The organism is Gloeotrichia echinulata CP02 (genome assembly GCA_038087035.1).
GTDB lineage: Bacteria > Cyanobacteriota > Cyanobacteriia > Cyanobacteriales > Nostocaceae > Gloeotrichia > Gloeotrichia echinulata.
In genome coordinates this window covers 2,116,683-2,142,496 of record CP051187.1, presented here as the reverse complement: position 1 = coordinate 2,142,496, position 25,814 = coordinate 2,116,683, and the positions used below count along the sequence as shown (strand labels likewise).

Here is a 25,814-nt window from a genome sequence, read left to right as displayed (position 1 = left end):
TTATTCCCTAAAAGACAACCGTGTAAACTCGCAGCTATTTTTGCGCCCCTGACAAATACTAATTGACCCAAAATCACTGAAATGCTTGATAAGACTAGGTTTTACCCTTTTTGTTCCTAGTCCAGAGATAATTGAAATTCATAAAAATCTAGCATCGAAATTAGGAATTTCCTCAAATCTTATATACAAATTTCTTATATAAAGCAACCATGTTCAGTAGGTATTCTTTACCGAGTTTGGGCAATACTTTCACCATCCAGTATACCTATTTACTTTGTGATTTCTGTAACAATGGATATAGTTTGGCTACCAAATTAGCTGTTAGATATTTGTTTATCTTCTTTTAAGTAAAAATACTGATAATTTTTTTTAAATTCTAATCTAAATAACCCAACTGGCGACGGGCTTCAAACAATCCAATTGACACACTCACAGAAAGATTTAGGCTGCGAACGTGAGGTTGAGTCATGGGAATATAAAGTTGAGCGTCACAGGCTGACAGCACTGCTGGTGGTAAGCCTGTGGTTTCACTACCAAACAGCAGCCAATCATTGGCCAGGAATTGAAATTTCACATAATTAACACTGCCATGAACCGTGAACCCCAACAATCTACCTCCACGGTTGTGATGTATGTTTTTAAAGGCTTCTAGGGATTCATGATTGTGCAAATTGACGTATGGCCAGTAATCTAAACCGGCTCTTTTGAGGTAGCGATCGCTAATTTCAAAGCCTAAAGGCCCCACCAAATGTAATTCTGTGCCCGTAGCCGCACAGGTACGCGCAATATTGCCTGTATTCGGCGGAATTTGTGGGTTAACTAATACTACCTGAGGCATTTTTCAGTGGAGTCGATGTATTGTAAAAAACAATGTATCGCTTTGGCAAAATCTACCAGGCGATAGAGGCGATTGATAGGTTTTATTAATAATTGTCAAGCGTTCTCCATTGATTAGAATTTTAAAACTAAAGAGAAACCCTCCCAGACCTATATCTGAGAGTATTTCTGACTAAATTTAGCCAATGTTAAGTTTTATGAAGCAGTAGTGGTTAGTCTGTCCTGGAGTCGTAATGGTCTTCAGAAAATCTACCATTTGTCAGAAGACAGGGGATGCGGTGTTAAGCCATCAGGGGGGAACACAATTTATGCTCTAACTCGATTTCCCGGTCAAGGGTAGTAATCATCGCCTGGGTGATGACGCGCTGAGTGTCAAAACCGACTTTATGCAGCTGTAACCACTGTTGGGCTTCATTACCTGCGAGGAGAATTTTGTGTAACGGGGATAGGAAACAACTAAAGCCTTGTTGTTTGGCGATCGCCCAAACTTCTTGGTATAGTTGGGCAATCCAATCTCTGGCTAGGATGATTCTGCCGTCTTGCCAATGCCTAAGTTGGGCATCGAGACTAGCAGTAGCCGCTGCTGCTTCATTGCTAGCAGTCAGGTGAATAAGTTCTGCGGGTGTGAGGGTGCTTTGGGTTAACGGATCGATTCGGGGGTCTTCCATTATCTGCAACAATCGAGCTTCTAGCAAGGCCGTAATTGCGAGCAAGGCGATGGGATCTGTGACTAAATCGCAAATGCGTAGTTCCAGGCGATTGAGGTCATAGGGACGGCGATCGCCATTGGGTCGAACCGATGACCACAAATGGCGTACGTTTTGCATTGTCCCTGTAGCCAGTTGTGCTTCCACCCACTGAATATGATGGGCGTGGCTGACGAATAAAGGCACATGGGTGGGGGTTTGGGGGAACATAGCCCAGCGGGTGGAGTGATAGCCGGTAGCTTGACTATCGAGGAAGGGAGATGAGGCGCTGAGGGCGAGGAATAAAGGCGCTTCCATGCGGATCACCCGACAAGCCCGCATTAATAATTCTGGGTCACTGATGCCAATATTGATATGAACGCTGGCGGTGACTACGTTTGTACCGTAGGTTTGCTCAATGTAGTCATGGTAGGGGTTAGTTGGATCGGAACGAAAAAAGCGATCGCTGTCACCCAAAGACAGGGTACTCCCTGGAATCAGGGTATAATCACCTAAGCGCTTGATGTAATTTCGCAGGTTCCGGCGCGGACTCAGCAGCGCACACAACAGTTGCTCATAATTAAGCAGCGGTTTTGTTGTGTATTCTACGTTGCGGCTATCTGGCTCCCGGACAAATCCATCTATTACCCCGACAATTTTGTCTGAGAGACCGACGATTTCACCTTGAGGTGTGCCAGTGTACATCTCAATCTCAAAGCCTTTTGATAAGACCACTTTCTTTTCCTCGGCTCTCCTAGCCTATAAATTGTATCGAATTAGACGAATTTCCGCATCGACATCAAAGTTAATTTCCTAAGTGAGAATCATTGAACTGTAGCCTAAGATAGATAAGGGTTTCAGCTATTTTTTCTGAACTAGCAATACTGAAATATGGAAAAGTTCACATTTCATAATTAATAATTGAGGATTCTTAACTCAATAGCACTAAGTTAAGATACAGCCTTTGCCCTGACTGGTTAAGAGTCCATAGCCTGGGAACCCATTCTGGGAGGCTCCGCCTCCAGTGGCTTGACAGAAGGCAGAGCCTATGAGAATACATTCCAAGCTATGAGGCTGGAAGACGACACAAGCCTTTGGGCTTTTCTTGGTGCCATTCGATTCTTAACTAATTTTTGGGCATGGAGCATGGGGGATATAGCGTTTCTCGCCCTAGTGAGGTACATCGGTAAGGGCACGGCAGTGCCGTGCCCCTACATCGCGTGATACAATTGAGTACCATCACTGAATAGGAAGTGCTATACTGAAAATTATTCAACATCCTCATAGTTCTGTTTCTTGGGATTCGAGTAAATCTCCCTCTGGCGCGATGTTGAGACGCAAAAACTCGTGTCTAATTGGCTCAGTGAGTAAGTTTACAGCGTTATCGGGATTGTTATTGGCGATCGCGCTGATAACTTGACAAAGCCCCTGTCGTAATGGTTCAATATAAATTGAGTCTGGAGAAATATGACTGAGCATCGACAATGCTATTGTCAAACTCGGTGAATCATCTGGGACTTTTTTCGACTTTAGTCCCTGGACTATCAAATTTAACCACACTGGTAGAAGTTCCAGCCAGTTATTTTGTTGTATCGCTGTGAGTGCTATATCTTCCATACCTAGGGCGTCCCAGACGCACAAGGATTCTATAGCCAGTTGCTCATCATGATTTTCTACTGCATTTTCCCATAATTTCTGCGCGTGATTTTGGTAGCGGTCGGTGAGAAATTTATTAGCTTCTTGGACTTCATGGGGAATTGTGACTTGATAAACTGATTCGCCTTGTGGTAGGTGTTCGCCATGATAAGATAACCAGTTATGGGAACCGCAAAGATAAATTTCTTGATCAACTATTATTTCTTTGACGTGGGAATCTCCCAACCAACAAAGGTGTACGGATGGTAAGCCATCTGATGTTTTTATCGCTCTAATTTTGGTCTCTAATTCTGGTGGTATTGGTCGTTCTGCGTCTTCAAGCAGCTGTGAAATTCCATATCCAATTAAAATCTTCACTCCTCGATTGGCTAATTCTGCTAGCAGAGTTAAGATTTTTTCTTCTCTGAGGGACTGAGTTATGGAAGGTGAATAGATAATAACCTGACGTTTGGCGGAATTTAAAACTTCTGATAAAACTTGATTAATTTGTCCCGGTAATAATGTTAAGGCTGTACCAGCTAAAGTTTTATTCGGCTTTTTCCCAGTAGTTTTGGTGCTGGATTCTAGCACAAGTTGGCGAATTTTTTGAACTCTAGCTTCCATTTCTGGATTTTGATGGTTGAGAATCGCCTCAAGTTCTAAATTAATGGTTTCATCCGAGGATTTACACAAGGCGGATAAGGATAGTTTACCATCAGCGTGTAGGGCTGCGAGTAAATTTGAGGCTGATTCTAAAATTTGTTTTCCATTTCTGATTTCGAGGCGTACTTTATCTTCGTTTCTATCGAATATCACGAAAAGTGAGATTTCTTTCCAAATTATTTTCGCTGGTGATACTACTTTATATCCAGTGACGATTTTTCCTGCGGTTGGTACATGAAATGCTAAATCTGTAGCTTGAATAATTTCTCTGACTTCCTCAAGTGATAAGGTAGAAATATCAGTTACTATATGATTAAGATTTACGTAACTGGCTAAATCAGGCTGGTTTAATATTACATCATTTAAGGGGTCAGTCTGAAAAGTAAGTTTTTCGCCTAAAGGGTCGGAAATAGCATAAATTTGTTTAGAGTATGGCGGTTTTTGGACTGAACCTTTCTCATAAAATGCACGACCTTCAGTGGTAACTGTAATTGGTGATTTGGCTGCTAAAGTTTGTAAATCTTGGAGAATTTTAATGGTACTTCGCACGAATATAGGATCAAGACCAAGTACAGAGGCTAATTCCTCTGCTGTTGGTGCTGGTTCTAGTTCAATACCGGCGCGGATGATAAATTCTTCGAGTACGTTAAAGGGACGGGGTTCTTTGATCGTTATTTCTACGGGAGTTTGACGTAAACCATAGCGAAATTGACGCCCTGCTAAAACCGATAAAGCCGGAGTTTGCGCTTCTATTTCGTCTACCAAATTTTGGAGACGGTCATCAATAGGTTTAGCCGTAGACGCGAGAAATATCAACGAAACCTCCATGATGACTGACAATATTTGCAACTTGTGAATACATATTACCGATTTTACCTGGTTGATGGGTAAATAAATCGTGACATCCTACAATTATTAGCAGTTCTTGGGCGCGGGAAAATGCAACGTTAACTCGTTCTGGCTTTTTAGCAAATCCAACATCGCCTCTACTATTATTGCGTACCATGCTCACAATCACCACAGGTCTTTCCATCCCTTGAAATCGGTCAACTGTACCAGTACGAATTTGTAAGGAAGGGAAAAGTTCCGATTGTAGGCGTTCATCGATTTTTCTGAGTTGGGCGCCATAAAATGTAATGACAGCAATTTCTTTTTTTGGTTCACCATTAGCGACTTTAGCAGTCCAAGTCTGCTCAAACTGCTGACAGATATTTTCGATTATATCAATTTCGGGAATATTCACGAAGGAAGTTCCTTCCCGTTGTTCTTGAAATTGATTTTGCTGGGGAATTTTTACCCAGATTAGATGGTGGTCTGGTTTAATTATGTCTCCTGATAGATGATGTGCGCGTTTGGTATCCGGTTGCAAAATGCCACATTCTAATTTACCATCATAAAACTGGTTTATTGCCCCCATAATATAGGGATGCATCCGATATTGGGTAGTTAGCATTTGCTTGATGCTATCATCAGCGGTTTCAAACTGACTTTTGAAAAGTGAATCTTCTAAAAATTGTAATTCGGCTTTTGTACTCGCCATTTCTTGCGCTACTTCTTCGATAGTGCTAGTGTCAAGCATGGGTGGTAATTGTCGATGATCGCCGACCATGACCAACTTTTTACCTTTCAAAGCTGGGATGAGTAATTCTGGTGGAGTGCATTTGCTGACTTCATCAATAATGACGACATCAAAGTAATTGAATTCTTCGGAGAAATCTTTACTAGCTGCTTGAACGCAGGTGATACCGATGACGTTAGCATTATCTAAATAAATACGCCTTAAATCGTGGCGATCGCGTTCTGAGGGATTGCGTAATTTATCGCTCCAATCTTGGATAAATTTCTGATATCGGTTGAGGTAAGTTTCATGATTTTTGAGTTCCTGTTCCCAAGATCCAAACTGAGTCTGTAAATTCTGTAATAAATCTAGGTTAAACAAGTCTGTGGAATTAATTTTTGGCTTAAATTTATCAGGAATTATTTGCCATAATGTTTCCCACCAGCTTCTTTCTGCAATTAAATTGGCTGAGATTTCAGATGATGAGTTGTTTTTTGTGTCACTTAACTTAAGTCGCAATTTATCGAGTTTCTGTAGAGATGTTGCGGTTTCTTCATTTAGCTGTGAAAGATATTCAGTCAAAGCAGTTTTAATCATCTCCAAAATCGCCAAGGAATCTAAACCTGAAATTAAAGTTTCCAGATGAATGATGCTACTTGACCATGAATTGACTTGCTGGGATAATTCTTCAGGCTGTTCCCAGATATTTGATTGCTTGGTGAGGTATTTCTCAACTAAAATCTGTAATTGAGCAGGTAATTTTTGTTGGTGAAGCTGTCGTAAAATATTCATCACTCCTTCCAGTTTCGAGTTAGCATCTTGACTGGCGATTTCTACCTGCTGTTGAATTTCAGATATTTGCTCTAGGGTAATATCATTTTTAGGGAGTTGATTTAATTGCTTTTGCAGATGTTGAAGCTGTTGTTCGGTTTCAGCTTTGACTTTGGCGACACATTTACGTGCATTTGCTAGGATGATATCTAGTAATTCTTGGGTAACACGGGTGAGAGTCGCATCAATATTATTTGGTTTCCATGATGCATTATAGGTCTGTTGGATTCTCACTAGAAAAAACTGGATATTTTCAACCAGCAATTTTCGCTGATTTTGGGTGAGTAGCTGATAATTTTGAAATTGCTGATAAAATTCTTGCCATTGGGTGCGATCGCTTTTTGATAGCACTATGGGAATTTGACTCAAATTTTGCTGAACAAAATAGCTAAAAGTATATTTATTCCCCCGTCTGTCACTAAACCCACCCTCTACCTCATAAGATATTGCCTTTGTCAATAACCCCCAGTCTGGTAAATTTAAATTATAGTCTTTTGGGACTATTGAGATTTTTAATTTCTGAGCAAACATCAACAAACCCAGTGGTAATTCTACCAGATTTTCTGTTAATGCTTGTCCTGATTGCTGACAAGATTTCAATACTTGGTAAAGATGGGAAACCGCTGTAGATTTCCATTCAGTAACAGCGGCGATGATATAATCAATTTCTCGTTGGCGATTCTCCCAAATTTGGAGAGTTGGCTGGAGATTTTGCTGCTGATGACTCAATTGCTGATAATCAGTTTGTAATTTTTGCAAATAGGTAGAATGCTGTTTGAAAACCTGTACCGATGCTGCGACTTCTGACATAGCTAAAGTCGCATCATTCGCATAACTCAAAACTGGTTTCAATTCAGATAATTCAACACCTAAAGTCTCACGCAACCAAATAGCCAAGCCAAATGCACCATAACCAGGACGAACAAAGCCGAGTTGATCAGAATAGTTGATGGCTGTACGCACATTGGCGATAAAGGTTTGTACAGAAGTATTACCTTCTGTGTAAGGCTTAAGCAGAGGTAAAAAATTTGTAACTTCTGGAGATTCCCAGTTGATATTTGCTGGAGAATTTAACAAGTTTTCCAAACCTGAAATCAAGAATTCCACCTCGCTTGTTTTGGCGACATTTTCCTGATATGCTACTTCTTGCTTGTGGTAGTTTGCCTCTATCTTGGTTTTACCCTGTTTGAATTCCTCTTGTTGCTGATGGAATTCTTCCTCTGCGGTGACGTAAGTTGTAAATCTTGGTAACGACGCCAGCAATTGACGAAAAATTTCTACATTTTCGCGGCGTTGGGTGAGATTGTTTTCGCAGTCAGTAGCGGTATTTTGTAACCATGTACCAATCACTTGGTCTTCTAAAAAAGGTTGTCCTTCATCCCCAACTTTTTCGGCTCGTCCTTTGCGGATAGCGCGAATTACAGGATTGTGAACTAATCGACTGAGGGCGTTATCAACTGCTAAATTTGCTTGGGAAGCGATTAATGTACGTCCACCCCGCAATGCAACTTGATAGCAAATCTCAGCAATTACAGTAGTTTTTCCAGTTCCTGGTGGACCCTGGATGAGGACAAGATCTTTAGCTGAAAGTACCGTTTCGACTGCTGCTTTCTGACCAGGATTCGCCGAGGATAATAATAAATCTTGTGGTTGAAGTTCCACAGTTTGTTTAATAGGTCTTGCTTGAGAAGCATCAAATAAAAAGTTACCCAAATAAGGATTTTGGGTGCGGCCATTATTCAAATCTTCCAAAGCTTTTTTCTTCCGCTGAATCTGCTGAATGTCACCAACAGCTTGGAAAAATAAAAATCCGTTCTCTGGTAGCTGATAACGTTCCGAAGTTATGTGTTCCGCTAAATCCCGTTCTAGCCTGACACCAATAATATTACGTTTCGCGTCAACCTCTTCAATAGACCCTAGTTGACGACCACTATACCAATTTTTGCCGATAGGATTAGTTTCAAATAACTTAATTTCGTCATTTCTCGCCCGTTTTACCCGTTCCCAGAAATTGTCTACATCCAAGGAATTATCCTTAGCGCCGTCAAGGGTGGCTGAGGCGAGATTAATTACAAAATTAATCCGTCTTCGCGAACTATGATCATAATCTATATAAGCTACACAAAATTGCCGCGCCTTAGCGATTTTTTCCTCAACCTGCAAAAACGCTTTCCAAGCTTTTAGTTGATCTTCTGTAGGCACATGGTCGCCACAAACTGGTATAGTTGCTATACGCACCAATGTCGCTGACGGAATGCCAATTTGATGCTTATGATTAGGCAGTAAACGCAAGCGATAAGGTATGGAGTAAGCATCGCCTTGTCCCCGTGCGAGTGGTAGCAATTGCGCCGAAAGTAACTTTAAACCGCCGTAACCATCTTTTTGAACAGCCGCGATAAATCCTAAAGTTTTACCTAGCTTCTGCAATCTTGCTGGTAATTGAAAATTATCATGATCCGTGGCGATTGTTAAATCCCAAATTTGTTCTCCCGCATCTCTACCAGCACCCTTGCGACGGACATAAAATAAACAAGACTGTAGACCAACACATTCAAACATTAACTCATTGGCACGTTCTCGGCGTTCCCAAGATTCAGGATATAATTTTAGGACATCCTCACCTTCAAGATGGCGCAGAAAACTATCAACAGTCGCAGCGACAAATACATAACTCCAATCTTCCGAACTTGTCTTATTTTTTGAAGAATTGGTTTTAGCAGCAATTAATTTATTTACCGCCTTCCGAATACGTTCTGCATCAGATTCTGTGATTGTACTGGTTGGAACTTTGGCGGTAATATTGAGTTTATCGCAAATTGCTAATAGCTTTTTGCTATCCAATTTTAATTCGTTTGCTAAATCGTAGATTCTGACTTTAGTTTTCTTTTCCACGCTTTCCTGTCCCACAGAGGTTTCCTGATTTACTCCCGAATCGGTCTTTACTTTGCGCCTTCTCTTCGTTCGCGGAGCGTGTCGAAGACAGACGCTTTGCGTTCGCGCAGCGTCTCGTAGAGAATGCGTGAGCTACAAGATTAACGAAATAATTTTTAGCTCACGCAAAGGCGCTAAGGCGCAAAGGAAGAAAATTATAGTTATCGCTTTTGAAAGCACTAAATTGCTGACTACAAACCAAGTTACAATCTATATTGTCGATAAACTTCACTCGCTGCTCGATGTACTAAAGAATGGCGCCAAACAAGAGATTTCATATCATCAGCATAACCCCCACCAATCACGCAAGCTACAGGATAACCAGCGCTAACACAGGTACTTAAAACCTGCATTTCTCGACGAAAAATGCCAGTATCAGTTAAAGCTAATTTTCCCAGGCGATCGCCTATATGGGGGTCCACACCCGCATCATAAAAAATTAAATCTGGCTTGACATAAGATAATAAATCTGGTAAATATTTGTCCAAAGTTTGCAAATAGGCATCATCTTCCATTCCTGCTGTGAGGGGAACATCCAAATCGCTTTTTTGTTTGGTACCGGGAAAATTAATTTCGCAGTGCATAGAGAAGGTAAAAACACTTTCATCGTCTTGAAAAATAAAAGCAGTACCATCCCCTTGATGGACATCCAAATCCACAATCAGGATTTTTTGGACAAGTCCGAGTTTTTGTAAAACGCGGGATGCGATCGCTAAATCGTTGAAAATACAAAAACCAGACCCATGACCAGGAAAAGCATGATGAGTACCACCAGCAGTATTACAAGCTAAACCTTGATTTAAAGCTAGCTTGGCAGTAAGTATCGTACCACCAACCGCTACACAAGTACGATTCGCTAGTGCCGGACTCCAAGGTAGTCCAATACGGCGCTGTGCTTTGGGGTCTAGGATACCCTCACAGTAAGCTTTAACATAATCTGCGGTGTGAATTAACTCGATTAACTCTAGCGGTGGACGTTCTGGGGTATGGAATTGTTCGCTTTGCGCGACTCCATCAGCCAACAGCAATTCATAGAGTAGCCTGAATTTAGGCATCGGGAAGCGATGACCTGGAGGTAGTGGCGCAATATAATCTGGGTGGTAAATAATTGGCAGATCCATATTATTTATTGTTAACCACTTTGGCACCAAGTGTGTCAAGAGATTTTCAGATATCCAATGAGTCTTTGAAACTCCCCACGGATAAATCCGGGGGATTCTTAAGGAGTCCAAAAATGAACCCTTAAAGGCGTACTCAAAGCGCCTCTACTGACTCCTGCTAGGTCTTTGCCTAGAGTCGCCGCTACTTTACGTGCAACATTTGCAGCACCATTACAATCAGCATTAATTAAAAGATTTTTTGCTGTCTTGAACAATCCACGCACAACTCGCTGACCACTGGAGTGCCACCTATCAGGTTTTTCACCGAACTTAGGTAGCACATCATTATCTAGAAACGATGTTTGTGAAGTGTAGCTTTCTTCGGTTTCTACAAATTGAATTCCATATTGCTCACATAATTGAGCTATCCGGTTCTTGCGTACTTAGCGTGCTTAATTATTAATTAAAGTTTATAAATTTGCTTTAAAAGTAAGGCTTACAGGCGTTCATAATTTAATTTTTAGCAATATGATATAAAATACAGAAAATAGTGGCTATTATCTTAGCTCTGCAAGGGTTTCAAGCTGATTATTTAATAAATTCAGCACGCTAAGTACGGAAGAGCCACTTTTGATCGTTCATGCTCTGGTAGTGGAGCCATAATTTCCAGAATTCCATTAGCATAAGCAATTCGAGATGAGCGTCTTTCTCCTAAATCAGCCAAAATCTCTTCAAACCCTTCCCAAGAAACAGGCTGTAGGGTAACTTTTTGACCAGGCTCTAACTGCAAGCTGATAGAAGTTGTTAACATGGCGATTTTTCCCTATCACTTGGCATTGGTTCAAAAATAGCATTTTTTCGAGAATTATTGCTGGTCAGAGGCATTATCATATAAACAATACTTTATAAATCTTAATAATGACTGGAACTACACAACCGTTAGCAACAACTACCCCAGAAAAATACTTTTGGACTTGGCAAGGCTATAAAATTCAGTACACTGTCAAGGGTACAGGGCGCCCGCTGGTACTGGTTCATGGCTTTGGGGCTTCGATTGGACATTGGCGGAAAAATATCCCGGTTTTAGCCGCTGCTGGGTATCGAGTGTTCGCCTTAGATTTGTTGGGTTTTGGTGGTTCCCAAAAAGCGCCGATTAATTACACCATAGAAGTCTGGGTAGAATTGCTTAAGGATTTTTGGCAAGAACATATCCAAGAAAGAGCGGTATTTATCGGTAATTCCATCGGCGCACTAATCAGCTTGATGGTACTTACGGAACATCCAGAAATTGCAGTTGGTGGTGTGTTAATTAACTCAGCCGGAGGGTTAAGCCATCGTCCCCATGAATTAAACCCAGTGCTACGCATCGTTATGGGAGCTTTTAATCGAGTAGTGCGATCGCCCATCACAGGCAAATTCATCTTTAACCGCATCCGCCAAAAATCACAGATACGCCGTACTTTATACCAAGTTTACCGCAATCGCCAAGCCGTCACCGACGAATTAGTCGATTTACTTTATACTCCGTCTTGCGACCCAGGGGCGCAAGAAGTTTTCGCCTCCATCCTTTCGGCGCCTCCAGGTCCTAGTCCCCAGGAACTATTACCTAAGTTAGAACGTCCTTTATTGGTAATTTGGGGCGCTGACGACCCCTGGACACCGATTACTGGGGCTAAGATTTACGAAGAGGCGCGTGAGAATGGCAAAGACATCAAGATTATTCCCATTCCCAACGCCGGTCATTGTCCCCATGATGAAGTTCCAGATCTTGTCAATGCCCAGATTGTAGATTGGCTAGCGCTACAGTCAACAGTTAACTATTGACTGTTACACAATTTGGGTGAGTGTCTCTGATTTTTTCTGAATCTTCCCTTGACAAAATCAGGTAGTAAACATCTATGGAACTTGATGTCCAAAAAGGAAATTTTTCCTTAAGTAAGTATCCCGATTTTTCCGACTTAGGCTATCAAGTTATCAAAGAATTAGGACGCAATCGGGAAGCGGGACGCATTACTTATCTGGCGAATTCCCTCAAGTACGACCAACAAGTAGTAATTAAAGAGTTCCTTTTTGCCAATCTCAGCCCTGACTTGTCAGGTTTAAAAGCTTATGAATGGGAAATTGAAATTCTCCAACAACTGAATCATTCCCGAATTCCCCGCTATGTAGATTCTTTTGAAACATCGGCGGGTTTTTATTTGGTTCTGGAATATAAAAAAGCTCCATCTTTAGGGTCTAAACGCTGCTTTCATCCTGAAGAAATCAAACAAATTGCTGTGTCAATGTTAGAAATTTTGGTGTATCTGCAACAACGAATTCCTCCCATAATTCATCGCGATATTAAACCAGAAAACATTTTAGTTGATCAACAACTCAATGCTTATTTGGTTGATTTTGGTTTAGCACGGGTTAAGGGTGCAAGCATGACTCTCAGCAGCTTTGCCGATGGAACACCAGGTTTTATGCCACCAGAGGAATTACTAGGTTATCCCCTCGATGATACCTCAGATTTGTATAGTTTAGGCGCAACACTAATTTGCTTACTCACTCGTACCCGTCCTGTTGATATAGGTAAATTAATTGATGATAAATATCGGTTCAATTTCCAGGAATTAGTCCCCCAAATCAGTCCCCGTTTTGGCTCATGGTTGATGAAAATGGTGGAACACAAACGCAAACGTCGCTATCCTAATGCTGAAGTTGCATTGTCAGCACTTAAACCTATTTATGTTTTAGGTGCTGACACAGGGATAGAAAGTTTAGTCAGCGTTATGAAATTGCGAACAACAGCCGCTATGCTAGGACTTACATCTGTAGGTATATTAGCTATAGCCGGAACAATTTTGTTGTTTTCTCAACAGGGTAGGCTAATTAACCAGTTTCAGGAAATTCCAGCAAGTCAGGGTTATAAATCACGCTTAAATGGCGGCGAAAAACGATAAACTAAAACAGATATTCATAGAAAGTCGGCTATCCCTCCAGACCCACGGATCGGAGGGACATCCATAACACCGTTCAGTTCGATCCTCTAGTTCCATTGCAGAAATCCTGTAGGGTTACGATTGGACTGTGAACCAAAAATCCCCCGCCTTTAGGCGTGCGGAGTGCCAACCTTAGATGTACTATATTCTTAGTTTATTTTTCTATCTACTTCTACTTATAATTACCCCAGCATGAACGTTGATGAAGTTCTGGAAGCTGTAGAACAAATGTTGCAACCCAAGCAACTCGGTTCTATTGAGCGATTTGTATTACGTCAATCGTGGCTAGGACAGACTTACAGCGAAATGGCAAAACAATCTGGCTATGGTAGCGATTATATTAAAGAAATTGGCTCTCAGTTGTGGCAAGACCTTTCATCTGCAATTGGCGAGAAAGTAACGAAAAAAAATTTACATATATTCTGGAACAATTATCAGCAGAGTAAAATCAGTTTAGATGAAAACAACAGCCAGCAGGAATTCAAACAAGACTCCAAAACAGAATGGCTGTTTTGCAACTCACCCATAACTGCGATTAACTTTCCTGGGTCCCCTGTACCCCTAGATTCACCTTTATATATCAATCGCCCCCCCATTGAAGAACTCGTATGTACAGAAATTAAGCAACCCGGATGCTTGATTCGCATCAAAGCACCGAAAAAAATGGGTAAAAGTTCCCTACTTAATCGCATAATTTCTCATGCTAGGTTACAGGCTTATCACGTTGTCAATTTGGACTTTCAGGAAGCTGAGGAAGCTGTTTTTACCTCCCTGGATAAATTTTTGCGTTGGTTCTGTGCTAATGTCAGTAGACAGTTGAATCTGGTGATGAAACTAGATGATTACTGGGATACAGAAATGGGTAGCAAGGTGAGCTGCAAAATCTATTTTGAGGCGTGGTTGCTAAACCAAATTGAGCGTCCCATAGTCTTAGTTTTGAATGAAGTTAACCGGGTGTTTGAACATCCCAATATTGCCCAAGACTTCTTACCAATGCTGCGATTTTGGCACGAAATAGCCAAGCAGAATCAAATCTGGCAAAAACTACGCTTGGTGGTAGTACACACAACAGAAATCTATATTCCCCTCAAACTCAACCAATCCCCTTTTAATGTCGGACTAGCAGTTTTGGTGCCCCGTTTTACCCAAAAACAGGTGCAGGATTTAGCACAGCGTTATGGACTTGATTGGACAGTGGGTGAAGCAGGAGCGCAACGTCTCGCACCCCTATATGCAATGGTAGGTGGACATCCCTATCTGGTCAACCTGGCATTTTATCATCTGCACCGGGGTGAGATCACCTTAGAACAATTATTACAAACTGCACCGACGCCATCGGGGATTTATACTCAGCATCTCCGGGAACACCTAACTTTACTCCAAGGTGAATCAAAATTGGTGTCAGATCTGCAACAAATTGTGACTGCTGGTACTAGTGTAATACTAGACGCGATCGCCGCTTATAAGCTAGAAAGTATGGGATTAATCCATCTTGATGGTGATCAAGCATCATTCAGCTGCGAATTGTATCGCCTTTATTTTCGCCAACAGTTAGCTAAAGAAAATACTGCTCAAGAGTTATCCGCTTATTCCTAGATTAAATCTGGGAATACTGTTGAGAAAATGCATCCAATCTTCTGAGTAATCTGGATGGGGAATATCTCTAACTAAAGCAGTTTGCAGATAATTCACCAGACTATGGGAATGGGATATATAGGATGAAACTCGCTGATTATGATTAATTGTGGTAGCAGCTTTTTGAATAGCAGATCTATATAATTTGTTAACTAACGGTAAAATTTCCAATATTTTATGATCTTCTATTTCAATATCCATCACGCTACTCAACAGTGGAAAGTGATAGATATCAGTTTTCAAAGCCTTTTGCTTGATTTGATTTAGCTCTCTAATTGTCAAATCTTCGATATCAAAAACAAAATACAGTTTTGATTTCCAAATTCTATATACTGGAATTTTCCCAACATTCAAAGTGATAAAAACCGGATTCAGCGTCACAGACCATATAGAACTACCCAATTCATTCGCATAGTCTATATAATCTGCTAAAACACCTAGACAATATTGGCGAATAGTCGATTCTCCTAGGAGTGATTCAATAACTATACGCACCTCATTCTCACTTTTCATATCCATTAATTACCTCAATAAAAACTTAATTAGCAGGTGAGGAATACGAGAAGGTCAATTCTTGCTGAAAATGCGATCGCTACGGTCAGATTACGCAAAAAGATTCAGGTAAACCTCGTCTATGTTGAAACCTGGAGTTTTGAATTATGTCTTGTGTCATTCCGACGTAGCAAGCAAGCGCCAAAATTTGCTAAACAACTATAGATCTCAAGTTAGACGAGGTTTATCTGGGGTAAATAGGATAAATCTGGGCAAATTTAACACAACCAACAGGGCAATTTCAAGTATCCTTTACTTTCTCTTGTGAGAAAATAACTCGAAACACCGCTGCAAAAAAGATTACCTCATTACAAAAGTCACAAATCATCCTCTTTCACAGGCAAATGTATCCATGATTACAGTGCTGTTAGGTGGTGCATTAGGGAATACCAAAAAATAAATTATCCAATATTCATAGGGGACACCGCATTGCCGTATCCCCTACGGCTCTATTTACTTGAAAAACGCTATAATTACTTTCTGGCAATTACCCAAACTGCGTGAACAATCCCAGGAATATAACCGCAAAGCGTCAAAAGTATATTAATCCAAAAGTCTAGACCAAAACCTACTTGCAAAAATACACCCAGTGGCGGTAAAAAAATGGCAGCCAGAATCCGAACTAAATCCATTGCAGCCTCCTTATTAATCTCAAAATCAGTAGCCTTGGACTTAAATGATTCACAAATGCTAAAATAAGTTTCGACATCTCCAAGATAACTCAGAAATATTGTTAACGGTTAACGGTTGACTGCTGACTGCTGATTGCTGTCTGTAGGGGCGCAAGGCCTTGCGCCCCTAACCCATGTGTCCCATTCTTTTTTCAAATTAGTATAAGTCCGCGAGAAAAAACAAAACTATATTAGGAAACGTAAATATCCCTGAAATGCTTCCCAATGACAAATGACAAATGACAAATGACAAATGACAAATGACAAATGACGAACAAAGCCAGTATGTATGGTTCAATAGGCGACCTACATATCTAACCACCACTGATTTTTGCTTTATAACCAAGCTTGGTCAAAATTTCGAGAATTTTCTGCTTATGTTCGCCTTGGATTTCAATTTCATTATCTTTGACGGTGCCACCAGAACCACATTGGGTTTTTAACTGTTTGACTAAATCTGCTAAAGTTTCTGGTTTGGTTTGAAATCCAGTAATCACCGTCACAGTTTTACCTTTGCGTCCAGAACGGGTAGCTTGTACTCTCAGGTTTTGTTGCTGGGGGGGTAAATCGGGAGTTGCTCGTTCCAAGGCTGGAGAGTTGTCGTCACCAAATTCGCGGTAAATGATGCGTTTGTCGGGCTGGGAATTGGAACTAGACATAAATGTTTAAGTATGGGAGAATTAACACCTAGGAGAGTAGCGATCGCCTCTAAAATTAAAATAAACTCTGTTGTCTCATTTTAGCCAATCTGTGACTACTACTCCTCTAACACCCAAATCTCAACTCACTACAAGTGTTCCTGATATCCTAGGACGCTTTGGACGCTTTGGCGGTAAGTATGTTCCCGAAACGTTAATGCCCGCTTTAGCAGAACTAGAAACCGCTTACCAGCAATACCGCAATGACCCTGGGTTTCTCTCGGAACTACAACAGTTATTGCGTGATTATGTGGGACGTACCACGCCGTTGTACTTTGCCGAACGTCTCACCGCTCATTATGCCCGCCCCGATGGCACTGGAGCGCAAATTTACTTAAAGCGTGAAGATTTAAATCATACTGGCGCTCATAAAATTAATAATGCCCTTGGTCAGGTATTGTTGGCGAAGCGCATGGGTAAACGCAGAATTATAGCCGAAACTGGTGCCGGACAACATGGCGTTGCTACCGCAACCGTTTGCGCTCGTTTTGGGCTAGAATGTATAATTTACATGGGCGTTCACGACATGGAACGCCAATCGTTGAATGTCTTTAGAATGCGGCTGATGGGTGCCGAAGTGCGTCCAGTGTCTGCGGGAAGCGGAACCCTCAAAGATGCAACCTCCGAAGCCATCCGCGATTGGGTGACAAATGTCGAAACCACTCACTACATCCTCGGTTCAGTAGCCGGACCCCATCCTTACCCAATGATGGTACGTGATTTCCATGCCGTCATTGGGCAAGAAACCCGCGCCCAAGCTATCGAAAAGTGGGGTGGTTTACCAGATATTCTCATGGCCTGTGTGGGCGGTGGTTCCAATGCGATGGGGCTATTCTATGAGTTTATCAATGAGCCATCTGTGCGGTTAATTGGCGTCGAAGCAGCAGGAGAAGGTGTAAATACCAACAAACACGCTGCCACCTTGACAAAAGGTCAAATTGGTGTATTACACGGAGCCATGAGCTATCTTCTCCAAGATGATGATGGACAAATAATTGAGGCACACTCAATTAGTGCCGGGTTAGATTATCCGGGAGTAGGGCCAGAACACAGCTATTTGAAAGATACCGCTCGCGCTGAATATTATAGTGTAACGGATGCAGAAGCATTGGCAGCATTCCAGCGATTATCCCAGTTAGAAGGGATTATCCCCGCACTAGAAACATCTCATGCGATCGCCTACCTGGAAACTCTCTGTCCTCAACTTAGCGGTAGTCCCCGGATTGTCATTAACTGCTCCGGACGTGGTGATAAGGATGTACAAACTGTAGCCAAGTTTCTCAATCCCGCGTAAATTTACTTAAAAAGTTCCATTTGTAGGGTGCGTGACGCTGCGATAAATAAATATTATACGCAGTTACAAGACTTTTGGCGTCACGCACCATTCTTTAAATCTGACATTCCTAAATAACGAGTTAGGGGATGCAGAAACCTCTAGCTTAGGAGCCAGCTAGAGGTAGTTCATATTTTCAATCCATTAGCGGATGACTTCTAAATCTACAGGCGAACATTGCTTCGCATCATCACAAGTAAAAACTACCAATGTGCCATCAGGACGTATTTGAAATAAAAAATTATCCGCGCTATATTCCGCTGGAATAGTAGTACCAGCATACACAGGATTAGATCCTAACAATATTAATCCACTAGATGAAGACTTTAATTCCATTGTTTGGTCTACAACAACAGTCTTACGTCTTTGAGGATTGAAATAGCGGGTTCTCATGATTCCTGAATATCCCCTCATTCTGAGAATACTCTCATGAATAATCCCATTAACGCTGTACTGTAGTTTGTAGGTTCCATAAATAGGAGAACTAGCCTCTGTCAGTTGGGCAATGGTAAATGATGAAGGCTGTTGAGTTACTGGAGATTGAGCATCTACTGACTTCATCCCAAAAAATCCAATTCCCAGTGTTAAAAGTCCAATCGAAACAGTTTGTTTGATATTCATATCTGGTTTTTCTCCTAATTACTATCATTGGTAATTTATCAGCAATACAAAACTCACTGCAAGCAATTCACTTGAGTTGTTAGCAGTACTATTAAGGGTGCGTCTAGCATCCGAACCGAAAATCTAGTTAAGGCTGAATATTTCTTTCGCGAATCGAAGCGTAATTCACAGCTAGGCCGGCGAACTTATCTGGACTCAGATATACTTAGGAAACAGAGTTAGCGAATTATAGCTAGGGACTAGTCCCGCGATTTCAAACTATTTGTTTAGCCGGATAAATTTTTAGATACCCCTAAATCCACACGATATGATACCAGCTGTAGGGGCACGGCATTGCCGTGCCCCCACTCGCTCCTACATGTGTCAGCGTTTTAGTGGTATTGTATAAGACTTTGAAATCGGGGGACTAGGGGTTAGGGGAAGAGGGGAATGACATCAAGAGTTTCAGCAATTGAGAACGTCCTAACCACCTTGGCGATTACTATAACTTGCTATATAGACCTTTTGGCTTTTGTATAACTTTACTTACTCATGATAAATATATACTAACAAATACAAGGTATTACTATGTATAAAACATCAACAAGAAAAATTAAATTTAGTTAAAGGACTTGCAAATAAAAAACTCCATCCCCTTGTCGGTGTGGGTGGAGTTTTTGTCATTTGTCAGTAGTTAGTGGTAAAACAAGTAACAACAGCCCACAAGGGGGCGGGGTATTACAGCAATTTTCATCGATTTGAACCACGGATACTCGTAGGGGCGCAAGGCCTTGCGCCCCTACCGCGTGGTCTATTTACCTGAAAATTGCTGTAAACCCAGGGATAGGTCTAAAGGGCTAAAGCCACGGTGAGGATGTCAAAAATCCTTAATAGTATCGTGGTATATATTATAGGAACAATAAGTTAGAGTATAGGTCTTATATCTATATAGACAGCGTAATTCTTCATGTTCCGACAAACTGCTTTTGGCCTCGCTTTAAGTACGCTTGTCCTTGCCAGTGGATTCACAACTTTACCTTTCCCCGGTCACACCTCTGGGAAAAAATCCACCCATAATCAGCCCTTATCGAATCTTTCTTCTCAAGTGGCAACATCTACTACTACTTTTAATACTACTGCTCTAGAAAAATCAGTATTTGAGCAAATTAATCGATATCGGGTTTCTAAAGGGCTAGGAAAGTTGACGATCAATACCAGTATCACTCGCCAGGCAAGGATTCATAGTCAAAATATGGCTAATGGTAAAGTCCCGTTCAGCCATCAAGGATTTGAACGGCGAGTTACTTCCATCCCCATTATCTACAGCAGTGCGGCGGAAAATGTGGCTTTTAATCAAGGATATAGCAATCCTGCAGCCCAAGCTGTTACAGGTTGGCTAAACAGTCCGGGACATTTAGAGAACATTAAAGGTAAGTATAATCTCACAGGAATTGGTGTTGCAGCCAATAAGCAAGGCGAAGTCTACCTGACGCAAATTTTTTTACACACTAGATAGTGTTGTCAGTCCTAACAACTCTTGACTCTAGGCTCTTGACTCTTGCCTGTGGCGATGGAAGATTTTTTTGGCAGTCCCTAATTTATAATGTAGTGTCTGATCAGACGTTTGTCTTGTAGACACTGCATTTATTTTCTTATTATTTATGACATTAGACGATTTTCTTGTGAGCGATGGCGACCTGAGTGACGCGGCTTTATCCGAGTATTTAGAATCCGTTGCGATCGCCGTCGATACCGAAACTATGGGATTACTACCACAGCGCGATCGCTTGTGTCTGGTTCAGCTGTCCAACCAGGAAGGGAAGGTAACTGCAATTCGCATCAATAAAGGACAAACCGCAGCGCCAAACTTAAAAACACTCTTGGAAGCAGCCAATGTCCTCAAAGTATTTCACTTTGCGCGTTTCGATGTTGCTACTTTGCGTTACAATTTGGGTATTACAGTTAGTCCAATTTTTTGTACCAAGATCGCTAGTAAATTAGCCCGGACTTACACCAATCGTCACGGACTTAAGGATGTAGTGCAAGAGTTGGAACAAGTAGAACTAGATAAAAGCTCTCAAAGTTCCGATTGGGGTAACGCAGCTAATTTATCTGAAGCTCAATTGAGTTACGCCGCCAATGATGTGCGTTACTTACTCAGCGTACAGCAAAAACTCACAGCCATGCTCCAACGCGAAGAACGTTGGGAACTAGCTCAAGAATGCTTTCAAGTTTTGCCGACGATAGTATCTTTAGATTTATTGCAATTTAAAGATTTATTTGAACACTAATTACTCCCGAACCACTGGAAGAATATCTATTTATATCATGTCCGGGAGCTTACCCATAATACCCGCAATGTAGAGACGTTACATGTAACGTCTCTACAGAATATTTTATTACGGTCATATAACCGGACATGATATTACAGCCATTTTCAGGTAAATATACAACAGGGTAGGGGCGCAAGGACTTGCGCCCCTACTATCCTTTTACTGCAATAGTTGGCTCTTGACTCTTGACCCTTAAACTATACCTGTTTGTTCTGGGTTTGAACGCACCCCAACAATAAAGGCAATATAGTTGGGGAAACTTTGCGCTAAAAATAGCGTTACCAGAAAAACTGGCGTTCTCAGTGTGTCGTTGGAACTTTTGCCTACGTTGGCGAAGCCTGCGCTCCGCGCATACACTCTAGTAAAAATGTTAGTAATATTAGGAACAAAACTAATAATTACTAATATAAAAATGGTCGTGTCTCCAGGTTTTGCCTTTTACCGTACCAACTGTATTGTAGCACGTACCCTGGGTTTCGGTAACCCTACCTAAACTTCGTTATAGGTAGGGACTGCGCTCAACATTTTTGTTCAAAATGTTCTTGTATCCGAGATACCACATTATATTCAGCTAAACCAGGGGGAATTCTGGATTCAATAATGCCTTCCGTCTGTCCTCCAATAGCCTTCCATGCAGTAAGACCGCCTTGGAGTTGAGATACATGTTTAAAACCAGCAGAACGCAGCAATTGTGCAGCTTGAGCAGTTTGTGTTTCAGTTGCAGCGTAAACGTAAATATCACGGACTTTTTCCAAAGATGATGCAGCACAGTCTACCAATTCATCTATTGGCATCGGCATTGCTCCCATGATGTGACCTTGGTTATAAGTTCTGCGATCGCTCACATCTAGGATTGTCAAAGCTGGTTCACCCCATTCTAAACGAGACTTGAGAACATGAACATCAGATTGTGGGTTTACAGGTGGTTCTGAAGGAATGATACCACCTAATCGATTATTATTCATCACTATTTTTCCTACTTGCTGTTTGCACTTAACAGCAAGTTAGCAAACAATACCACTTAAATTTCTCTTTCTTGGGGTTGAATATTCTCAAATCATCTCTTGATATAGACAGAGTTATTTAAGTATTTATTTTTTGGCAAATCAGGGATTTTAAATCTCTTCACCTCAGAAAATACCTCATTGGACATATATAACTATGTCAATAGAAATAATCCGCACCATATTACCAAAAACAAATATTCCCGAAACTCTAACAAATGACGACCAAAGCCAGTACAGTTTATTTACCGCGAACTACTTAGCTATTGTTTCAATATCAGCGATCGCTAACAACAATGTCTCCTCCATCTCCTCTCGTAGCGCTGGAGTTATCCCAGAAGCCCGATGTAGGCAATCCACCAATAATTTGTTAACATAGTAATATTGTAGTAGCAATTCCTGCTGCTGTTGATTGAAATGCCAATCGTGACCAATATTGCGATGATTAATTAGTGCATCTCTTAATTTTTTCTCCCAGACTTTGCCGTTAGCTTCCCACCATAGCCGCAATTTTTGGGGAGCGAGATTTAAATCTGGTAATTGTGCTTTCAGGTTTTGCAGTACTTGCTGCAATTCTGGTTCAAAAACCAATTCCAGAGTTTGGTTCAAAGCAATGGCCAGAGCATGAGCATGATCCTGAACAATGGTATCATCCAGGGTATACTCAAACGACTGGCCAAGCTCCCCAACACAAACCAGAGTACTGGCGAGCAAATCATCAACAGCCAAATCTGGGTCAAAGGTTATGTCCCCCACAAGGGCAGACTCAAGGTTATAGTTAGGAGTAAGAGCAAAGGCGCGATCGCAGACCAGATAAAAAGCCCGAATCGCTGCTATTTTGTAGCGAGTAGAAACTGAATTTGATTTTTGACGTACCCAAATCAGAAAATTTTGTATTTGATGATCAACAGCCACTAGTAAATCAATTTCTTGCTTCATTAAGCGGAACATTTCCTCAGCATTTGGCAACATGTTAACTGTGAGTAAAAACACATTATGCCAGCGCGTTTCAGTCAAATGACAGAGTAAAATTTTCCACGCTTTGAATTGATAATTTTCTACAATATTTTTAGCCATGAAATATTCTTGAAAAGTCAAATGTGAAAAAGAATAAATTCCCCGTGCTTCTTCCACCAATAACCCATGTTGGGTCTCAATGGTTTTTAGTAATGATTGATTATCTAGTGTAATATCAGGTAATGTAATGAGATAGTCAGTCATCAGTTCCTGAATTTTGTCCTGTTCAAAGTAGTAATCTCCTTGCTCAAACGTAATCGCAGCAATTTGATAAAGTAGCTTTTTTTTACTTGCAGCACTTAAACTACCATTAAGAGTTACCCGTTTAATACCTCTGACTTCATCCCATCGCACCAATAGAATATTTAGTAACTGCTCATAGAACTTAGCTATATTCGACGGAAATGCTTGTTTTTTTGCGTGAAACACTAAGCAAATAAAATGCAGTAGCATGGGAGTGGCTGTCAATTCTCGAATTGGCTGGTTTTCTAGTAAATTAAGCTGATTTATCAACATATTCCCCGTAGCTTCCGCATTTTCCCTAGATTTCAAAGCCACGGCGACAAACCAATTTTTCGCAAAATTTTCAACTTGTTTGTCCTGAAAATCTGCTATCTCAAATTCCGTAAATTCCTGAAATTTATATTGTTGGGCACCTATTCTACAAGTAATCACAAAGGAATTTTTGTAATAAGTTTCGGTAAATCTGCGAATTTCCCTTGTCACCTTATCTGCATCTGCTAATGGTACTTCATCTAATCCATCTAATAAAATTAGCATTCTGCCTTGAGTAAGTACAGTTTTTGTTGATTCCTCTTCAGTTCCACTACAAAGAAACTCTTGACTGATGTAGTTAAATAGATTGAAATCACTCTCATCTTGAGTATCTTCAGCAAATTTTTTCAGCTTGATGAAAACAACTATTCGGTGCGGTTGAAATTGGCCTTTGTTGCATTCAGTCGCCAGATATTGTAAAAATATCGTTTTACCAGATCCCGGTTTCCCCAGTAACATCAACTTCGAGGTGCGTGACACAACTTCTAACCCTGGTAAAGTTTTCTGATGCTTAAGAGCATGAAGTCGGTTATAGTTAGATTCTCGACTGAAGTCCTTCAACAGATCAGAAATTTCTCGCCATTGCTGGCTGGGGATGGCTTCTAATACATTGACACTCGTGTAAATATCAATCAGTGGAATAGGCTGGGCAATATCCAACATTTGAATAGTACTGCACTGATATTGGATTTTGTCTTGACGCTGTTGGCGCATTTCCACTACCAGTGTATCTATATCAACCGTATTAGACTGCACTTTAGCAGTTACTACAGATACCAAATCTTCTGGTAAACCAGCAACCTTTTGCCAAGATAACCCTAGCTTTTGGCAAATTTGGACAAAACAACTGCGGGAAACTGGCTCACCAGCGAAAAACTTGGAAACTGGCTGACGTGTGATACCTAAGGATGTTGCTAATTTCTGTTGACTCCAGGTTTTATCAGTTAAAGCTGTTTTTGCTACCCTGATACCTTCTGGTGATGCTCTCAGTCCTTGGCTTGTCATAGTTCCAAATCACTCCCGTCAAGTATCAGAGCCTCCTGGACGCGAGTCCGTCCCCACCAGAAGTGTGGTAATACTGCTCAGTTAAAAGCCATGAAATAAATTTCCGGCTCAAAGGTCAACCAATTTTGGATTTTGGATACTTCTCTACGAACGCGAGTGCGTGTCGCAGACAGAGGCTACGCCAACGACTTAAGAGCGGGACGCTGCGCGAACGCTCAGTACAAGTTTTGGATACTTCGACTTCGCTCAGTACAAGTTTTGGATTGACCCCGACCACAAGGGGATTGGGCATTGGGCATTGCTCCCATCTTTGCCATGCCCCATGCCCTATTCCCTATGCCCTAAAACTCCACCCACAAGGGGATGGAGTTTTTTATAATTACCGTATTTTCCCTGATGGAGTAAATCCTTTGGCTAAGATACAGTAAAAAATATTTCAATATTTGTGAATCTCCGTCTGTTTGAGAGCCTTTGTACTTGTATATCTGTCTTTCTAACATTCAAGCCTTTTGCGGTTACTAGAAATACACTGGAGTTACACTGCTGTTAACCCTAGAGATTTAAATTGGCAATTTTTCAAATAAAATCATACCAAAAATATACTAAAGTTATACATTTTGCAAGCATCATCATAGCTGTACTTTATATAAATTTAATGGAAAATTAAGTGTAGCCAAATAAAAAAGTGGCTATGTCTGGCGACAAGCAGCTACCCTAGGGAAAGCTACTGTCAGAAACCCCACGCCTAAAGGCGGGCGGCTCTGAAAGATCCACTAATCTGACTAGCTTAAGTACTTCGAGTACTACGTTTAAGGCAAGATTACCCCCATGCATGAATGCAGGGATTTCCACGGCGCTAAGACTCTGATGAATCCATTAACACAAAAAGCTAGAGCCGTGTTAGTACCCCAAGGTGGGCTTCTCGAAGAGCAATCTTAAGCGTAGCTATCGCAACAGCAAATCGCCAAATCAACAGTAGGGATACCTGAAAAACGTAGTCTAACGTAGTCATACGTTGGATTACACAGGTTGAACCAGACCCCGCATCTGGTTAGGCGATTGTGGGACGGGTTGTAGTGCAATCGTCTACCAGGTTGGAAATTAGAATACACAAGAAAAGAATAGGTGGCTTACTCTGTGACTTCACGAAACTACATTCCAAGGATGGCTATTCCTACGGTTAATTGCC

The 25,814-nt window shown here is 41.2% G+C and carries 19 protein-coding genes; 6 read left to right on the top strand and 13 right to left on the bottom strand.

All coding sequences use genetic code 11. The features are described 5' to 3' along the window. Positions 1 to 376 precede the first annotated feature (376 nt). From HEQ19_09355 to HEQ19_09325, 7 genes are all read right to left on the bottom strand, one after another. Positions 377 to 838, bottom strand: coding sequence for a tRNA (cytidine(34)-2'-O)-methyltransferase (locus HEQ19_09355; protein ID WYL99702.1), 462 nt, complete (start codon positions 836 to 838; stop codon positions 377 to 379). Between the two features lie 280 nt (positions 839 to 1,118). After that, on the bottom strand, positions 1,119 to 2,258 hold the full coding sequence (gene gshA / locus HEQ19_09350; GenBank protein WYL99701.1) for a glutamate--cysteine ligase: 1,140 nt from the start codon (positions 2,256 to 2,258) through the stop codon (positions 1,119 to 1,121). A gap of 546 nt (positions 2,259 to 2,804) precedes the next feature. Beyond that, on the bottom strand, positions 2,805 to 4,649 hold the full coding sequence (locus HEQ19_30795) for a hypothetical protein (protein WZI67154.1): 1,845 nt from the start codon (positions 4,647 to 4,649) through the stop codon (positions 2,805 to 2,807). Beyond that, positions 4,612 to 9,102: a translation initiation factor IF-2 N-terminal domain-containing protein gene (locus HEQ19_09340; GenBank protein ID WYL99700.1), complete on the bottom strand. Its 4,491-nt coding sequence runs from the start codon at positions 9,100 to 9,102 to the stop codon at positions 4,612 to 4,614. The genes HEQ19_30795 and HEQ19_09340 overlap by 38 nt, the downstream gene beginning before the upstream one ends. A gap of 242 nt (positions 9,103 to 9,344) precedes the next feature. Continuing rightward, complete coding sequence (locus tag HEQ19_09335; GenBank protein ID WYL99699.1) at positions 9,345 to 10,262, bottom strand: histone deacetylase; 918 nt, start codon at positions 10,260 to 10,262, stop codon at positions 9,345 to 9,347. A gap of 98 nt (positions 10,263 to 10,360) precedes the next feature. Next, on the bottom strand, positions 10,361 to 10,582 hold the full coding sequence (locus HEQ19_09330) for a hypothetical protein (GenBank protein ID WZI67153.1): 222 nt from the start codon (positions 10,580 to 10,582) through the stop codon (positions 10,361 to 10,363). Between the two features lie 260 nt (positions 10,583 to 10,842). Continuing rightward, on the bottom strand, positions 10,843 to 11,052 hold the full coding sequence (locus HEQ19_09325) for a hypothetical protein (protein ID WZI67152.1): 210 nt from the start codon (positions 11,050 to 11,052) through the stop codon (positions 10,843 to 10,845). A gap of 107 nt (positions 11,053 to 11,159) precedes the next feature. Between HEQ19_09325 and HEQ19_09320 the strand changes: the two genes are divergently transcribed. The 3 genes from HEQ19_09320 (at position 11,160) to HEQ19_09310 (ending at position 14,818) form a co-directional block, all read left to right on the top strand. Continuing rightward, a complete protein-coding gene (locus tag HEQ19_09320; GenBank protein WYL99698.1) occupies positions 11,160 to 12,065 on the top strand; it encodes an alpha/beta fold hydrolase in 906 nt (301 codons plus the stop codon). Positions 12,066 to 12,139: 74 nt separating this feature from the next. Next, positions 12,140 to 13,183 (top strand): serine/threonine-protein kinase, encoded by a 1,044-nt coding sequence (locus tag HEQ19_09315; GenBank protein ID WYL99697.1) that lies wholly within the window; start codon positions 12,140 to 12,142, stop codon positions 13,181 to 13,183. A gap of 231 nt (positions 13,184 to 13,414) precedes the next feature. After that, positions 13,415 to 14,818: an AAA-like domain-containing protein gene (locus tag HEQ19_09310; GenBank protein ID WYM03329.2), complete on the top strand. Its 1,404-nt coding sequence runs from the start codon at positions 13,415 to 13,417 to the stop codon at positions 14,816 to 14,818. Here HEQ19_09310 and HEQ19_09305 read toward each other — a convergent pair. From HEQ19_09305 to HEQ19_09295, 3 genes are all read right to left on the bottom strand, one after another. Beyond that, on the bottom strand, positions 14,801 to 15,352 hold the full coding sequence (locus tag HEQ19_09305; protein ID WYL99696.2) for a hypothetical protein: 552 nt from the start codon (positions 15,350 to 15,352) through the stop codon (positions 14,801 to 14,803). The genes HEQ19_09310 and HEQ19_09305 overlap by 18 nt on opposite strands. 530 nt (positions 15,353 to 15,882) lie before the next feature. Then, positions 15,883 to 16,041, bottom strand: a complete 159-nt coding sequence (locus HEQ19_09300) for a YqaE/Pmp3 family membrane protein (protein WYL99695.1) — start codon at positions 16,039 to 16,041, stop codon at positions 15,883 to 15,885. A 353-nt stretch (positions 16,042 to 16,394) separates the two neighbouring features. Then, positions 16,395 to 16,739 (bottom strand): translation initiation factor, encoded by a 345-nt coding sequence (locus HEQ19_09295; GenBank protein ID WYL99694.1) that lies wholly within the window; start codon positions 16,737 to 16,739, stop codon positions 16,395 to 16,397. Between the two features lie 91 nt (positions 16,740 to 16,830). Here HEQ19_09295 and trpB point away from each other — a divergent pair, with 91 nt between their 5' ends. After that, on the top strand, positions 16,831 to 18,072 hold the full coding sequence (gene trpB, locus HEQ19_09290) for a tryptophan synthase subunit beta (protein ID WYL99693.1): 1,242 nt from the start codon (positions 16,831 to 16,833) through the stop codon (positions 18,070 to 18,072). A 183-nt stretch (positions 18,073 to 18,255) separates the two neighbouring features. On the opposite strand, the gene HEQ19_09285 is transcribed toward trpB, so the two are convergent. Further along, entirely contained in the window at positions 18,256 to 18,732 is a 477-nt protein-coding gene (locus tag HEQ19_09285; protein WYL99692.1) for a hypothetical protein, read from the bottom strand. Between the two features lie 946 nt (positions 18,733 to 19,678). On the opposite strand from HEQ19_09285, the gene HEQ19_09280 reads away from it, so the two are divergent. Next, complete coding sequence (locus HEQ19_09280) at positions 19,679 to 20,227, top strand: CAP domain-containing protein (protein WYL99691.1); 549 nt, start codon at positions 19,679 to 19,681, stop codon at positions 20,225 to 20,227. A 145-nt stretch (positions 20,228 to 20,372) separates the two neighbouring features. After that, on the top strand, positions 20,373 to 21,002 hold the full coding sequence (locus HEQ19_09275; GenBank protein ID WYL99690.1) for a ribonuclease H-like domain-containing protein: 630 nt from the start codon (positions 20,373 to 20,375) through the stop codon (positions 21,000 to 21,002). Between the two features lie 560 nt (positions 21,003 to 21,562). On the opposite strand, the gene HEQ19_09270 is transcribed toward HEQ19_09275, so the two are convergent. Then, positions 21,563 to 22,009 carry a rhodanese-like domain-containing protein gene (locus HEQ19_09270; protein ID WYL99689.1) on the bottom strand — a complete coding sequence of 149 codons (447 nt, stop codon included), beginning with the start codon at positions 22,007 to 22,009 and terminating at the stop codon, positions 21,563 to 21,565. A gap of 294 nt (positions 22,010 to 22,303) precedes the next feature. Continuing rightward, the gene (locus HEQ19_09265) at positions 22,304 to 24,625 is read right to left on the bottom strand and encodes an NACHT domain-containing NTPase (protein WYL99688.1); all 2,322 of its coding nucleotides are present in this window, start codon (positions 24,623 to 24,625) and stop codon (positions 22,304 to 22,306) included. Positions 24,626 to 25,814 lie beyond the last annotated feature (1,189 nt).

Bases quoted from the DNA above. Each gene is read 5' to 3' on its own strand.
- HEQ19_09355 (WYL99702.1), bottom strand. From the start codon at position 838: ATGCCTCAGGTAGTATTAGTTAACCCACAAATTCCGCCGAATACAGGC.
- HEQ19_30795 (WZI67154.1), bottom strand. From the start codon at position 4,649: ATGGAGGTTTCGTTGATATTTCTCGCGTCTACGGCTAAACCTATTGAT.
- HEQ19_09335 (WYL99699.1), bottom strand. From the start codon at position 10,262: ATGGATCTGCCAATTATTTACCACCCAGATTATATTGCGCCACTACCT.
- HEQ19_09325 (WZI67152.1), bottom strand. From the start codon at position 11,052: ATGTTAACAACTTCTATCAGCTTGCAGTTAGAGCCTGGTCAAAAAGTT.
- HEQ19_09320 (WYL99698.1), top strand. From the start codon at position 11,160: ATGACTGGAACTACACAACCGTTAGCAACAACTACCCCAGAAAAATAC.
- HEQ19_09315 (WYL99697.1), top strand. From the start codon at position 12,140: ATGGAACTTGATGTCCAAAAAGGAAATTTTTCCTTAAGTAAGTATCCC.
- HEQ19_09310 (WYM03329.2), top strand. From the start codon at position 13,415: ATGAACGTTGATGAAGTTCTGGAAGCTGTAGAACAAATGTTGCAACCC.
- HEQ19_09300 (WYL99695.1), bottom strand. From the start codon at position 16,041: ATGGATTTAGTTCGGATTCTGGCTGCCATTTTTTTACCGCCACTGGGT.
- HEQ19_09295 (WYL99694.1), bottom strand. From the start codon at position 16,739: ATGTCTAGTTCCAATTCCCAGCCCGACAAACGCATCATTTACCGCGAA.
- HEQ19_09285 (WYL99692.1), bottom strand. From the start codon at position 18,732: ATGAATATCAAACAAACTGTTTCGATTGGACTTTTAACACTGGGAATT.
- HEQ19_09280 (WYL99691.1), top strand. From the start codon at position 19,679: ATGTTCCGACAAACTGCTTTTGGCCTCGCTTTAAGTACGCTTGTCCTT.
- HEQ19_09275 (WYL99690.1), top strand. From the start codon at position 20,373: ATGACATTAGACGATTTTCTTGTGAGCGATGGCGACCTGAGTGACGCG.
- HEQ19_09270 (WYL99689.1), bottom strand. From the start codon at position 22,009: ATGAATAATAATCGATTAGGTGGTATCATTCCTTCAGAACCACCTGTA.
- HEQ19_09265 (WYL99688.1), bottom strand. From the start codon at position 24,625: ATGACAAGCCAAGGACTGAGAGCATCACCAGAAGGTATCAGGGTAGCA.